Source organism: Spiroplasma endosymbiont of Tipula paludosa (assembly GCF_964264785.1).
In the GTDB taxonomy this organism is placed as follows: Bacteria; Bacillota_I; Bacilli_A; order Mycoplasmatales; family Nriv7; genus Nriv7.
The window spans coordinates 67,408-81,290 of record NZ_OZ183484.1 but is presented as its reverse complement, the minus strand read 5'-3'; the positions used below and the strand labels follow the sequence as shown (position 1 = coordinate 81,290).

Annotated in this window: 18 protein-coding genes; 3 read left to right on the top strand and 15 right to left on the bottom strand. The window is 25.1% G+C overall.

The genetic code is table 4. The features are described from left to right. Positions 1 to 210: 210 nt before the first annotated feature. The 3 genes from ACFEL5_RS00470 to ACFEL5_RS00460 all read right to left on the bottom strand — a co-directional run bounded on the left by ACFEL5_RS00470 (position 211) and on the right by ACFEL5_RS00460 (position 1,887). Positions 211 to 369 carry a hypothetical protein gene (locus tag ACFEL5_RS00470; protein ID WP_375315438.1) on the bottom strand — a complete coding sequence of 53 codons (159 nt, stop codon included), beginning with the start codon at positions 367 to 369 and terminating at the stop codon, positions 211 to 213. A gap of 92 nt (positions 370 to 461) precedes the next feature. Beyond that, entirely contained in the window at positions 462 to 731 is a 270-nt protein-coding gene (locus tag ACFEL5_RS00465) for a hypothetical protein (RefSeq protein ID WP_375315437.1), read from the bottom strand. A 43-nt stretch (positions 732 to 774) separates the two neighbouring features. After that, a complete protein-coding gene (locus ACFEL5_RS00460) occupies positions 775 to 1,887 on the bottom strand; it encodes a hypothetical protein (protein ID WP_375315436.1) in 1,113 nt (370 codons plus the stop codon). A 163-nt stretch (positions 1,888 to 2,050) separates the two neighbouring features. Here ACFEL5_RS00460 and ACFEL5_RS00455 point away from each other — a divergent pair, with 163 nt between their 5' ends. Then, complete coding sequence (locus ACFEL5_RS00455) at positions 2,051 to 2,578, top strand: rolling circle replication-associated protein (protein ID WP_375315435.1); 528 nt, start codon at positions 2,051 to 2,053, stop codon at positions 2,576 to 2,578. Further along, positions 2,535 to 2,756, top strand: a complete 222-nt coding sequence (locus ACFEL5_RS00450) for a hypothetical protein (protein ID WP_375315434.1) — start codon at positions 2,535 to 2,537, stop codon at positions 2,754 to 2,756. The genes ACFEL5_RS00455 and ACFEL5_RS00450 overlap by 44 nt, the downstream gene beginning before the upstream one ends. On the opposite strand, the gene ACFEL5_RS00445 is transcribed toward ACFEL5_RS00450, so the two are convergent. The 6 genes from ACFEL5_RS00445 to ACFEL5_RS00420 all read right to left on the bottom strand — a co-directional run bounded on the left by ACFEL5_RS00445 (position 2,753) and on the right by ACFEL5_RS00420 (position 7,917). Next, complete coding sequence (locus tag ACFEL5_RS00445; RefSeq protein ID WP_375315320.1) at positions 2,753 to 3,397, bottom strand: IS30 family transposase; 645 nt, start codon at positions 3,395 to 3,397, stop codon at positions 2,753 to 2,755. The genes ACFEL5_RS00450 and ACFEL5_RS00445 overlap by 4 nt on opposite strands. A gap of 31 nt (positions 3,398 to 3,428) precedes the next feature. Next, positions 3,429 to 4,091, bottom strand: coding sequence for an IS30 family transposase (locus tag ACFEL5_RS00440; RefSeq protein WP_338968999.1), 663 nt, complete (start codon positions 4,089 to 4,091; stop codon positions 3,429 to 3,431). A gap of 95 nt (positions 4,092 to 4,186) precedes the next feature. Then, on the bottom strand, positions 4,187 to 5,131 hold the full coding sequence (locus tag ACFEL5_RS00435) for an IS30 family transposase (RefSeq protein WP_338966716.1): 945 nt from the start codon (positions 5,129 to 5,131) through the stop codon (positions 4,187 to 4,189). Between the two features lie 76 nt (positions 5,132 to 5,207). Continuing rightward, positions 5,208 to 5,924: a hypothetical protein gene (locus ACFEL5_RS00430; protein WP_375315433.1), complete on the bottom strand. Its 717-nt coding sequence runs from the start codon at positions 5,922 to 5,924 to the stop codon at positions 5,208 to 5,210. Positions 5,925 to 5,967: 43 nt separating this feature from the next. Beyond that, positions 5,968 to 7,056, bottom strand: coding sequence for a nicotinate-nucleotide adenylyltransferase (locus ACFEL5_RS00425; protein ID WP_375315432.1), 1,089 nt, complete (start codon positions 7,054 to 7,056; stop codon positions 5,968 to 5,970). Between the two features lie 15 nt (positions 7,057 to 7,071). Beyond that, positions 7,072 to 7,917, bottom strand: coding sequence for a GTPase (locus tag ACFEL5_RS00420; RefSeq protein ID WP_375315431.1), 846 nt, complete (start codon positions 7,915 to 7,917; stop codon positions 7,072 to 7,074). Positions 7,918 to 8,389: 472 nt separating this feature from the next. On the opposite strand from ACFEL5_RS00420, the gene ACFEL5_RS00415 reads away from it, so the two are divergent. Then, on the top strand, positions 8,390 to 9,340 hold the full coding sequence (locus tag ACFEL5_RS00415; protein WP_375315430.1) for an IS30 family transposase: 951 nt from the start codon (positions 8,390 to 8,392) through the stop codon (positions 9,338 to 9,340). A 44-nt stretch (positions 9,341 to 9,384) separates the two neighbouring features. Here ACFEL5_RS00415 and ACFEL5_RS00410 read toward each other — a convergent pair whose 3' ends face one another. From ACFEL5_RS00410 to ACFEL5_RS00385, 6 genes are all read right to left on the bottom strand, one after another. Further along, on the bottom strand, positions 9,385 to 9,576 hold the full coding sequence (locus ACFEL5_RS00410) for a hypothetical protein (protein WP_375315429.1): 192 nt from the start codon (positions 9,574 to 9,576) through the stop codon (positions 9,385 to 9,387). After that, the gene (locus tag ACFEL5_RS00405; RefSeq protein WP_375315428.1) at positions 9,560 to 10,120 is read right to left on the bottom strand and encodes a hypothetical protein; all 561 of its coding nucleotides are present in this window, start codon (positions 10,118 to 10,120) and stop codon (positions 9,560 to 9,562) included. The genes ACFEL5_RS00410 and ACFEL5_RS00405 overlap by 17 nt, the downstream gene beginning before the upstream one ends. A gap of 5 nt (positions 10,121 to 10,125) precedes the next feature. Next, a complete protein-coding gene (locus ACFEL5_RS00400) occupies positions 10,126 to 11,049 on the bottom strand; it encodes an energy-coupling factor transporter transmembrane component T family protein (RefSeq protein WP_338968319.1) in 924 nt (307 codons plus the stop codon). Positions 11,050 to 11,062: 13 nt separating this feature from the next. Beyond that, entirely contained in the window at positions 11,063 to 11,959 is an 897-nt protein-coding gene (locus ACFEL5_RS00395) for an energy-coupling factor transporter ATPase (RefSeq protein ID WP_338968317.1), read from the bottom strand. Next, entirely contained in the window at positions 11,944 to 12,819 is an 876-nt protein-coding gene (locus tag ACFEL5_RS00390; RefSeq protein ID WP_342189616.1) for an energy-coupling factor transporter ATPase, read from the bottom strand. Before ACFEL5_RS00390 ends, ACFEL5_RS00395 begins: the two co-directional genes overlap by 16 nt. A gap of 185 nt (positions 12,820 to 13,004) precedes the next feature. Beyond that, positions 13,005 to 13,691, bottom strand: coding sequence for a hypothetical protein (locus ACFEL5_RS00385; protein WP_375315427.1), 687 nt, complete (start codon positions 13,689 to 13,691; stop codon positions 13,005 to 13,007). Positions 13,692 to 13,883 lie beyond the last annotated feature (192 nt).

Genomic DNA, 13,883 nt, shown 5'->3' with positions numbered 1-13,883 from the left:
ATAACATTTTATGCCGACTAAACTATAAAATTCATTTTTATCTTTGTATTTATCTAACATTTGTATTTCATCTAAAAAATAATTATCAAAATAGTAGATAAAATTAAAGGTTATGTACCAAGTCTATTATGAAATAACTTTCGTTTATTTGCAACAAAAAGTCGCTTTTAAATTTAAAAGCGACTTAATATTAATTTAATATTGATTTCATTAACTAGCTGATATTTTTAAGCGCTTATTATCTTTTCTTTTTAAAAATAATAATATGCATCCCGCTAATACTGCTAATAATAGACTTGGTACATAACTATAACATTTTATGCCGACTAAACTATAAAATTCATTTTTATCTTTGTATTTATCTAACATTTGTATTTCATCTAAAAAATAATTATCAAAATAGTAGATAAAATTAAAGGTTATGTACCAAGTCTAATATATAATATATATATATATATATATTATAGGAAAACCCTTAATATCATTAGAAAAATGGCAAAACCGATTAAAAATTGAAAGGTATAATAAAAGGCTGGTACCGTTTTAAAAACTGGAAAAATGGTGGTTGAAAAGTTAACTGTTGCTTTTGCAATAATCGCTAGCGGGCGTAAAATGGTAATGATTTGTGACGCTGTCAATATTCAGTTAATCATTAGACTTGGTACATAACTATAACATTTTATGCCGACTAAACTATAAAATTCATTTTTATCTTTGTATTTATCTAACATTTGTATTTCATCTAAAAAATAATTATCAAAATAGTAGATAAAATTAAAGGTTATGTACCAAGTCTATTTTAATACTAGCATTCTGAATGGCACAACCAATATCATTAAAGGTTGGTATTCATCGTCCGGAATATTTGCAATTTGCTGGCGGAATTAGGTCATCCCATTCTGAATTGGTGGAACCATCAGGGATAAATGCTGTGGAATTAAGGACATTAAAGTCATAAATTTTAAAATTGTAGTTAGCGGTATTTTGCTTATGGTACAAAGGAAAGGTTAAGGTAAAAATATTAATACCGTAACGAATATCAATATCGGTATTGAGATAATTAATACTGTTAACAGTCTTGTTGGTTGGCAAGGTGATGAGTTTATTATCATAAGATTTAAGGACATTAAAATCAATTTGATAAATGCTATTTTTATTTTTAATAGCATTATAATCTTCTTGGTGCGTTTTTTTATCAAAAGTAAAAAAATAACTTCTTAGTAATAATTCCGAGTTACCGGTAACATTGATTAAGTATTTTTTGGGATAAAAGGTAATTAATGAGCGATAAAAGAAACCAATTTGAATAAAGTAATTCTTCTTATAGTTTTCTATACCCTTAAAATCAATTTCGGTATGAGTTTTTTCGTCCATATCAAAAGTCGCATAAAATAAACTGGCAAAGAAGTTGCCAAGAATTTCATAGATTTCGTCAAAAACATTTTTGTAATCGCTGTTGTTAATATTAGGAATGTTGTTTTTAAAATAAAGGTAAATGTCATTTCTTAAGTCGGAGTCATAGCGTAGAAAACTAAATTTAACATTGAGATAATTTAAAGTACCAAAAAGACACTTAATTAAGTAATAATCATTAGTCTTTTCGGTGTCATATTTTCACATTTCATTTTCACCATGTAATAATTGTAAATAATTATTTCCTGCAATTAAGGTTTTATTAAATGCTTTAATTTTCAAAACATTTTCATTTATTTTATCTTCATTGCTAGAAGTTTTATAATAAAAATAGCTTTCATCATCTTTAAAACCGTGGTTTTTAATGGTAAATTCTTTGTAATAGCCTTTTTCTAAGGTGTCAACAAAATTAAATATTGGTGTTCAATAAAGATAAGAATAATTAAATTTGTCAAAATCACCGCGATGAATCATTAGACTTGGTACATAACCTTTAATTTTATCTACTATTTTGATAATTATTTTTTAGATGAAATACAAATGTTAGATAAATACAAAGATAAAAATGAATTTTATAGTTTAGTCGGCATAAAATGTTATAGTTATGTACCAAGTCTATAGTATATTCAAGAGAGATATGCCCCGTTGACGCAAAAAATTTTTGGGAGAATTTATGGGATGTTTAAAACCAATTCAAGTTTATAACTTGAAAAAGGGTGAAAAAGCAAAATTTAAAAGATTTAATTGTATTGAAAAACTTACAAAAGATATGAACCGCTATTATAAAAATAACAATGCTGTTCCTTGTCGTAAGTGTATCGGATGTAAATTAGATAATTCTAAGGAGTGAGCAGTACGTTCAGCTTTGGAATGTAAAAGTTCTAATGATAATTGATTTATTACTTTGACTTATGCTGATGAATTTATTCCGATTAATGATGAAGGTAGATATACTTGTCGATATTCTGATTTAAAAAGATTTATTAATTCTTTACGTAAAAATTTTGAACGTGAAAATATATTTGATATTAAGTACTTAGCAAGTTCAGAATATGGTTCTCGCACACAGAGACCCCATTATCACATCTGTTTCTTTGGTCTACCATTAAATGGACTTGGAATTGACCGGAGAGGTCTCAAAACTAGGTCATCCATACTTTATTAGTAAAGTTGTTGACCGTATTTGAGGAAAAGGAATACATAAAATTGGTCGAGTTACTTATCAGAGTGCGGGTTATGTTGCTCGTTATACTTTAAAAAAAGCTAATAAATTAGATTATGAGAAACTTAATATTGAACAAGAAAAATTGTATATGCCAAATTGTAAAGTTAAGTGCAACTAAATTATTTTTCTAACCAAATATTCGATTGGCGAAAGATAATTTAGTATTTTTCTTGGTCTTTGGTTTAAAGACAATATAAATTTATGAACTGCATTTTTAGTAGTGTTTGAAAAATTAAATTTTTTAGGAAATTTTTCTCTAATTAAACCATTAGTATTTTCATTAGTACCTCTTTGTCAAGGTGAATATGCATCAGCAAAATAAATTTTCACATTTAAATTTTTTTCAAGTTGTTGTCAATTAGCAAATTCTTTACCCCTATCAAATGTTATAGTCTTAACAAGATTATTTGGAAGAATTGATAAATAATGACTAATATTTTTGTTAATAACTTTAGTAGTTCTATTTTCAACTAATATTGCTAAAGTAAATCTTGATGTTCTTTCAACTAAAGTTATTAAACATGATTTACTTTTACCTCGTGATGATACTACAGTATCACCTTCTCAATGGCCAAGAGTTATGCGATTATTAACATTTCGTTCTTTAATGGATTTACCATTAAATTTACCCCGATTTTCTTGAGATTTTCGTTTCTTACCTTTTCTTCTTAAATTTTTACTAGTAACCTTTTCAAGTAATCCAGAATAAATTCAATTGTAAATTGTTTTAAAAACGCCAAATTGTAAAGTTAAGTGCAACTAAATTGCCAAATTGTAAAGTTAAGTGCAACTAAATTATTTTTCTAACCAAATATTCGATTGGCGAAAGATAATTTAGTATTTTTCTTGGTCTTTGGTTTAAAGACAATATAAATTTATGAACTGCATTTTTAGTAGTGTTTGAAAAATTAAATTTTTTAGGAAATTTTTCTCTAATTAAACCATTAGTATTTTCATTAGTACCTCTTTGTCAAGGTGAGTATGCATCAGCAAAATAAATTTTCACATTTAAATTTTTTTCAAGTTGTTGTCAATTAGCAAATTCTTTACCCCTATCAAATGTTATAGTCTTAACAAGATTATTTGGAAGAATTGATAAATAATGACTAATATTTTTGTTAATAACTTTAGTAGTTCTATTTTCAACTAATATTGCTAAAGTAAATCTTGATGTTCTTTCAACTAAAGTTATTAAACATGATTTACTTTTACCTCGTGATGATACTACAGTATCACCTTCTCAATGGCCAAGAGTTATGCGATTATTAACATTTCGTTCTTTAATGGATTTACCATTAAATTTACCCCGATTTTCTTGAGATTTTCGTTTCTTACCTTTTCTTCTTAAATTTTTACTAGTAACCTTTTCAAGTAATCCAGAATAAATTCAATTGTAAATTGTTTTAAAACTAATAATTCATTCTTGATGAAAATTTTTAATTCTGCCATAAATTTGTTCAGGCGATCAACCTAATAATAATTTTTGTTGTACATATTTTACTAATTCTCTATTTTTAAATTTATGCCAAATTGTAAAGTTAAGTGCAACTAAATTATTTTTCTAACCAAATATTCGATTGGCGAAAGATAATTTAGTATTTTTCTTGGTCTTTGGTTTAAAGACAATATAAATTTATGAACTGCATTTTTAGTAGTGTTTGAAAAATTAAATTTTTTAGGAAATTTTTCTCTAATTAAACCATTAGTATTTTCATTAGTACCTCTTTGTCAAGGTGAATATGCATCAGCAAAATAAATTTTCACATTTAAATTTTTTTCAAGTTGTTGTCAATTAGCAAATTCTTTACCCCTATCAAATGTTATAGTCTTAACAAGATTATTTGGAAGAATTGATAAATAATGACTAATATTTTTGTTAATAACTTTAGTAGTTCTATTTTCAACTAATATTGCTAAAGTAAATCTTGATGTTCTTTCAACTAAAGTTATTAAACATGATTTACTTTTACCTCGTGATGATACTACAGTATCACCTTCTCAATGGCCAAGAGTTATGCGATTATTAACATTTCGTTCTTTAATGGATTTACCATTAAATTTACCCCGATTTTCTTGAGATTTTCGTTTCTTACCTTTTCTTCTTAAATTTTTACTAGTAACCTTTTCAAGTAATCCAGAATAAATTCAATTGTAAATTGTTTTAAAACTAATAATTCATTCTTGATGAAAATTTTTAATTCTGCCATAAATTTGTTCAGGCGATCAACCTAATAATAATTTTTGTTGTACATATTTTACTAATTCTCTATTTTTAAATTTATGAAAATAAACATGTAATTGTTTTCTATTTTCTGCTTTATTTTGTGCAATTAATGAAAAATAATGATTATTATCTTTATTTCTATTAACTTCTCGATTAATAGTACTAATACTTCGATTAAGATTTTTAGCTATTTCACTAATTTTTACTTTAAATTTCAATTGATTCTCAATATAAATTCTTTCATCTATGCCAAGATGTTTGTATCCCATATAAAAACTCCTTAAATTTACTTTTTCTAAAATAAACTTAGCATCATGAAATTTTTATATGAAATCTTTTGCAATTTTATTTACTTGCACTTACAAGTATAATTCAGCATATAAATAAAAATGTTACCGTAATTGTTGCAATACCATAAGTATAATGATGATAGTTTAAAAATCAATAAGGATATTCTAAATCAAAACTTTCTAAGGGAAATTTCTCATAAAGACTATCAATAAATGAATTTTGATGGCGAAGTTCACCACGGACCATTATAAACAAAAAATAAAAAAATGGATAAATATAAACTTTATATAATGATTGACGATTAAATCTTCGTAAATCATAATGAAATTTACCTGACATTCAAAAAAAATAAATAAGCATTCCTATCGGAATAATAAAATGTAAAAATGCGGTAAAAATTCAACCTTTAAGGTCATATGTAGTTTTATTAACAATTCCTGGTAATAAACCAGCCGTAAAAACTATTGAAGTAACAGCAATATATACCGTAACAAATAAACGAATCAAAAAGGAATGGATGTCTAGTTTTTGATAAGTAAAATGAAAATATGCCACAAAATAAAAATAAATAATAACAATAATATTAGTTTGTTGCGTAAAAAAAGAAATAAAAATTGTTCCTTTATCAGTATATAATAAATCATATTTTGCTAAATAAGAATGGAAAAATAAATAATCAATAAAATCTCAAATTAAAACAATTGTACCAACAATAGCAAAAATCAATGTATAAAAACCTTTAACTGAAAAACTACGACTAATTTTTTTCATTTTTATTCTCCTTACAATTAATTATATAATTAGCTATCATAATTTAAAAAAATTTTTTATAAACTTTTTCAATTTCTTGACCAATATTATCAATACCATTTTTATTAACTACTTCTAAATAATGATAATAAAAAATTTTTTTAAAAGCTTCATCAAGATTCGTAAAGGCTAATTTTCGTAAATTATCAATATGAGGATAATTTCTTTCAAAAGAAATTTTATCAGCAATAAAAATAATTTTATCTAAATTACTCATTGTAACAGCAGCAGTAGTATGATTACTAATTGCTAATAAAATTTCTTTATCATTAAAACCTAAATGATGTTCTAAATATAATGCTCCTGTTTTTGAATGTCAAGTTGGTACGGGTTCACTTAAAAATTGTGGTAAATACTGTTGTAAATATTGCTGATGTTGAGCATCTTCTCATTGTTTAGTTATATCGTGATAAACACCTGCTATTTCGGCTTTTAAACAATTAACTTGATAATGATTCGCTAATTGTTTTGCCATTGTTCCTACATTTAAACAATGAAGATAACGAGTTTTATCCATATGTAATAACAAACGATCAGCAATATAAAGTAAATTATCATTAATATATGCTAAAACTTTAGAATCAATTGTTGTTATCATTCCTTGGCGAATTTTAGTTGAACTAATATTAGCAAAAAGTGGTTGTAAAATAACTTTATTATATGATTGTAATATTTTTTCATTTAAAAGATATTCGGCTCTTTGAGCAATAACAAAAATAACTTTAGTTTTTAAAATCGCAATATTATGTCAGCGCTGCAAATTATTAGCTTGATCAGAACCAATAATAATATAATATTGATGATTAAAACCATATTTTTCTTGTAAAGATATTACCGTATCAATCGTATAGGAAATGCCTTGACGATCTACCTCACAAGTTTCTAACTTCATTCAAGGATATTTACTAATGACAAGATTAATCATTTTAATCCGATGAAGGGAATTAGTTAATTGGCGTTTTTTTAAAGGTGAACAATATGCAGGAACAATTAAAAGCATACCAGCTTTTAATTGTTCATAAGCTTGAAGCATAATTTCTTTATGTTGATTATGAATAGGATCAAAACTCCCACCAAAAATAATAATTTTCATCTTATTCCTTTCTGATTATACTATTGGTTTAATAATTTGATAATCACAATTTTCGGGTAATAACAACCTCAATTGTTGCTTTCGAGCTTTAAATGAAATTCATCCATAACCATAAATTTGAATGCCAATTTTTTCTTCATTATTTTTAGAAATTTTAATTTGATGTTCAACCATTTTAGTTTTTGGTTTTAAAAGTAAAATTTGTTGCTTTCAAATTCGCGAACAATTTTCAATCTTACTACGATGTAAAACTAATTTATTAGAACCATAAAAATGAAATGATGTTGCTAACCCTTCAATAAATGAAAATTGAAATAATCCCACAATAGTTATTGTTTGTCCATATTCCAATTGATAGGTTTTACTTTTAATTTTTGAATCAAAAATTAAATTATGATAAGCATTATTATTTAAATAATAATTTAATTCATTACTATTAGAAAATCCTGGAGTATCATAAAAATATAAGTAATCACGATAAGCGATAGCAATGAGATTCATTGTTGTATTAGGAAAATAGCTCATTAATGGTAATTTACGAGAAAACTGTTGTTGTAATGATAATACCTTATTAATTAATGAACTTTTACCAACATTAGTTTTTCCAATTCAATAAATATCAGTTTGTTGTTTTTTTAAAAATTCAACAAATTCATCAATAAAATAATTTTTTGTACTACTAATAAGAATAATATCAATTGGTTCTAGTCCAATTAATGTTATTTGTTTTCTAACCCAATCTTTAAGTTTATTAAAAGCAATATATTGCATTATGGTATCAATTTTATTAATTATTAGATAAAATCTTAAATTCTTTAATTGATAATGATACTGCCAAATTAAACTTCCAAAAAAGTCCATTATATTAATAACATAAAAAACTACCCCATCATTATTTTTAATCTTCATAAATAAATCATCATAATTATAATTAACATTATTAACATTTACTAATTCATTATAATGCTGGTCGCGTTTAGTTTTCTTAGGTATTGCTTTGAAGAAGTAAAACAATCAGCTAATTATATTATTTAATTACTAAACTAACCCTACCTTTCTTGTTATTGTCATTTTTATTCATTACCATTTTATCATATTATTGAATTTTTACACAATAAAAAATTATTAAATTTTAACTAATATTTTTACTTACTTAAATGTATTTATTTATTTGTGAATTTACAATATTACCTTTACTAATTCAACTATCATCATTTTTATTATTGCTGAATTATACTTGTAAGTGCAAGTAAATAAAATTGCAAAAGATTTCATATAAAAATTTCATGATGCTAAGTTTATTTTAGAAAAAGTAAATTTAAGGAGTTTTTATATGGGATACAAACATCTTGGCATAGATGAAAGAATTTATATTGAGAATCAATTGAAATTTAAAGTAAAAATTAGTGAAATAGCTAAAAATCTTAATCGAAGTATTAGTACTATTAATCGAGAAGTTAATAGAAATAAAGATAATAATCATTATTTTTCATTAATTGCACAAAATAAAGCAGAAAATAGAAAACAATTACATGTTTATTTTCATAAATTTAAAAATAGAGAATTAGTAAAATATGTACAACAAAAATTATTATTAGGTTGATCGCCTGAACAAATTTATGGCAGAATTAAAAATTTTCATCAAGAATGAATTATTAGTTTTAAAACAATTTACAATTGAATTTATTCTGGATTACTTGAAAAGGTTACTAGTAAAAATTTAAGAAGAAAAGGTAAGAAACGAAAATCTCAAGAAAATCGGGGTAAATTTAATGGTAAATCCATTAAAGAACGAAATGTTAATAATCGCATAACTCTTGGCCATTGAGAAGGTGATACTGTAGTATCATCACGAGGTAAAAGTAAATCATGTTTAATAACTTTAGTTGAAAGAACATGAACATCAAGATTTACTTTAGCAATATTAGTTGAAAATAGAACTACTAAAGTTATTAACAAAAATATTAGTCATTATTTATCAATTCTTCCAAATAATCTTGTTAAGACTATAACATTTGATAGGGGTAAAGAATTTGCTAATTGACAACAACTTGAAAAAAATTTAAATGTGAAAATTTATTTTGCTGATGCATATTCACCTTGACAAAGAGGTACTAATGAAAATACTAATGGTTTAATTAGAGAAAAATTTCCTAAAAAATTAAATTTTTCAAACACTACTAAAAATGCAGTTCATAAATTTATATTGTCTTTAAACCAAAGACCAAGAAAAATACTAAATTATCTTTCGCCAATCGAATATTTGGTTAGAAAAATAATTTAGTTGCACTTAACTTTACAATTTGGCATATAAATTAAAATAAAAATTTAATACTTAATATTCATTAAATACAACCCTTCACCAGATACTTGATATTTAGTTTTCAAAGCTAAAGGATTTAATAATTTTTCTTGCAACTGTGTTAACGATATTTTTCCTTCATAACAAGCTAAAATACTGCCAACAATCATTCTTACTTGATGACGAATAAAACTTGGGGCTTTAATAATAATTATCACTAAATCTTGATGTTTTTTTAATTTTAATACTCTTAATATTTCGCACCCGATTAATAGTTTCCTTATCTTTTAATAAAGAAAAATTAGAAAAATCATAAGTTCCAACAAAAATCTTAGCAATCTTTTGTAAATTTCTTTTTCGTAACGGTTTGTTATATTGATAAATATATCTTTGTTGAAAGACATTGTAAGACCCACAATTAATCTGATAATGATATGTTTTCAAAACACATTTTTTTCGCACATGAAAATCATTAGCAACAATGCAACAATTAGTAATATAAATATCATTAGGTAATTTATTATTTAAAATTCATTGTAATTGTTTTGGTTTTAAGACAATATTAAATGATAATTTAACTTTTTGGTCATAACTATGAACTTTTTTATCGGTACGACTTGCTACTTGAATTTTAAACTCACAATTAAAAGCACTAGTAATAACTGCCATTAATGAACCTTCAACAGTAATTTTATTATTTTGACGGGCCCATCCCCAATATTTGCTACCATCATAACTAATGGATAATAAATAAGAAACCATTATTTTTAATATTCTATTAAGCGTCAAACAAACTGATCAACATAACGCATCGGTTTTCAAACATCACAATGATTTAATCATTCACTACCAATATTAGTAGATAACACCACCACTAATGCTAAAAAACAAAGAATTAAAATTAAAATGAATACATCTAAAAATCCAATCCGATATTGACGAAATCGCGTTCTTTTTTGATGGGGGTCATAACCCCGAGCATCCATTGCATAAGCCATATCCTCAGCTTTTTGAAATGATGATACTAGTAAAGGAATAATTAAAGAAACGATGGACTTAATTTTATCTTTAAATTTACCATTTTTAGAATCCATCCCTCTTGATGCTTGTGCTTTTTTAATTCGCATTGCTTCTTCAAATAAAGTTGGTAACATTCTTAATGCCATTGAAATGATAATTGAAATAATATGAACAGGAATTTTAATTAACTTCAAAGGTCACATTAAATCTTCCAAAGCTAATGTTAAATCCAATGGTTTTGTTGTTGATGTCAAAATCGTTGTTACTAAAACCATCAAATAAATTCTTAATGAAATATATAATGCCGTTAAAATCGCTTTTCAAGACACAATAAGAATCTTAAACTTAGCTGGTTGATATATGAGACCCACTGTCTCTCAAAGTGGTTGTTTATCCGCATTAAATTCAGGTTTAATAAGAAAAAAATTTAATACTAATAATACTAAAGTTACAAAAATAACAAACTTAAACAAAGAAAATAATAATCGCAATGGTAATTTAGAAATAAAGAAAATACTAATAATTACTGTTCCGGTTAAAATATAACCGGTAAAACCAGTATTAATAAAAACGGCTGCAATTAAAGCAATTATTGATAGCATTTTAATTCTAGGGTCAAGGCGATGAACAAGAGAATTATATGGTAAATACCGTCCAAATGATATATTCATAAATTAACTCCTTCTACTTACTATTAATTCTTTGTGCTAATTGGGTTACTAAATCTTCAACAGTCCGAGCATTGATATTACTAGTATCAAAACCATTATCTTTTAACTTTTGTAAAAAATGAAAAATTTTTGGTGGTTCAATATTAATTTCTTTAATTAATTGAGCATTAGCAAAAAGACTAACCGGATCACTTTGATGATACAATTGACCATTTTTTAAAACAACAACTTCATCGGCATATTGCAAAACATGATCCATATTATGAGTAACAAGAATAATGCGTTTTTTATCTTGTTTATTAAACTTAAAAAATAACTTCATTAACTCTTCTTCCCCATCAGGATCTAACCCAGCTGTTGGTTCATCTAAAATTAAAGTATGACCTTCAATCGCCAAAATTCCAGCAATCGCTACTCTTCTTTTTTGACCACCAGATAAATCAAAAGGCGAACGCGTTAAATATTCTTGACCTAATCCCACAAGTTCTAAATACTTAGCAGCTCTAAGTCGGGCTTCATCCTTTTTAATTCCAAAGTTTAAAGGACCAAACATAATATCCTTTTCAATTGTTTCTTCAAATAATTGATATTCCGGAAATTGAAAAACTAACCCTACTGATTTTCGTAATAATTTTTGCTTTTTAATTTTTCTCTGCTTTGCTTTAATCAGAAAATCACCAACAATAATTTGCCCAGCTGTTGGAATTAACAATCCATTCATATGTTGAATTAAAGTTGATTTTCCACTACCAGTTGAACCAACAACCGCCGTAATAATAGAATCCTTTATTCACAGATTAACATCTTTTAAGGCTTGAAATTGAAATGGACTTTTAGGAGCATAAATATAACTAACATTATTAAATTTAATTAAATTCGATGGATTATCAATAATTATTTTTTTTGACATATTTGTTGTACCAATTCCTCTTCATATAATGTTTCGTCAATATTAACACCATACTTTTTTAATCCATAAGATACTTTTAAAATAAAAGGAATATCTAAATGAATACTTCTTAAAAAATCAACTTCTTTTAAAATTTCTTCTGGTTTACCAAAACGAACAACTTTTCCTTTATTCATTACTAATACCTTATCAGCATTAATAATTTCATCCATATCATGGGTAATTGAAATAATTGTTTTTTCACGCGATTCTTTTAATTGCACCATAATTTCTTTTACTTCTCTTTTTCCCTTAGGGTCTAACATACTAGTAGCTTCATCAAAAATAATTAATTCTGGAGTTAATGCTAAAGCCGAAGCAATCGCTACGCGTTGTTTTTGACCACCTGATAATAATAATGGTTCGTGATCTAAATAACTTTCCATCCCTACCATTTGTGAATATTTCATAATAATATCCGGCATCAATTTTGGGTCAACACATTTATTTTCTAAACCAAAAGCAATATCATCACGAACTGTTGAACCAATAAATTGATTATCCGGATTTTGAAAAACAATTCCTAATTTACGCGAAATTAATTGACTATTTTCTTTAGTTACTAAATTACCAAATATTTCAATACTACCTTTTTGTGCTTTTAAAACGCCAATAATAATTTTTGATAAAGTTGATTTCCCACTACCATTATGACCAATAATAGTTATATACTCGCCGTGATTGATACTAAAGCTAACACCATCTACCGCATTAGGATAACTCACCCGATATTTAAATTCAATATCTTGTACTTTTAAAGCAATATTATTTTTTCTTGTTAATGTTTCTAATTTTTCGTGGGCTTTTTTTTTCTTTCTCATTAATATACTCCTAAATATCTAAATAATTAATATTTAACTATTTAATTTTAACACACTAATAAAAGAATGTTAAATAGGAAACATTAAGCACACATTAATCGCTACTAAATAAAAGATAATTTATTGATATTTATAATTGATTTTCAGCTTCGTTTTTTTGCTTTCTATTTTTCAACATTCGTTTTTTACTTTGTTGATTTTTTTGCTTTTTTTATTAACTTCTTTTCATTTTTCTTATTTTCTTGTTTACGCTTTTTACTTATTATTTTTAATTCACTTCTTAATTGTTTTAATTGTTCACAGCATTTTTGCTTTGCCTCTTGATTTTGAATTCTTTCTCTTTTTTTAATTATCTTTAACGCTTGTTTTGTTTTTCGGCGTTCTTTAATAAATTGTTTTTTTTCTTCACCTTGAAGACTTCGTCTTTTCTTAATTAACTTTATTTCTCTTTTTAAATTTATTTGTGCTTGTTTACAGTCTTGTTTTTCTTTCTTAATTTCTCTTGTTCTTTTCTTTTTATTAATTCTTAGTTCTTGCTTTAATTTTTTGCTTTCTGCTTGATATTTTTGTTTTTCTTGTTTTTTTTCAGCTTTAATATTGCGTTTAACTAATTTTAATTTTTTTCTTAACACAAATCATTCTTGAATTGTTAATCTTGCTTTCTTATTTTCACTACTCTTTTTCTTTTCAATTAACTTTAATTCTTTTCTGATTTTTTTCTGTTCATTTTTGGATTTTATTCGTTCTTGTTTTTTTTCAATATTTCTTTTATGCTTAATTAGTTTTAATGCTTTTCTTAACTTGCTTTGTTTTTCAATACTTTGCTTTTCATTATCTTCATTTTCATTATTATCAAAATTTGTTTCTAACATCCTTATTCTTCCTAACTCCTAACATTTTTATTAACTTATTTATTGCTTTTTTATTATTCATCCATATGTTTCATTACCTTTCAATTGATTTAAAGAAATTAATTAATTTGATTATCAATATAAGAAAAATAGTTTTTTCTTCAAGAAGAAAAAACTATTTTCAAAATTAAACTTTTTTATTGCAGAGTACAT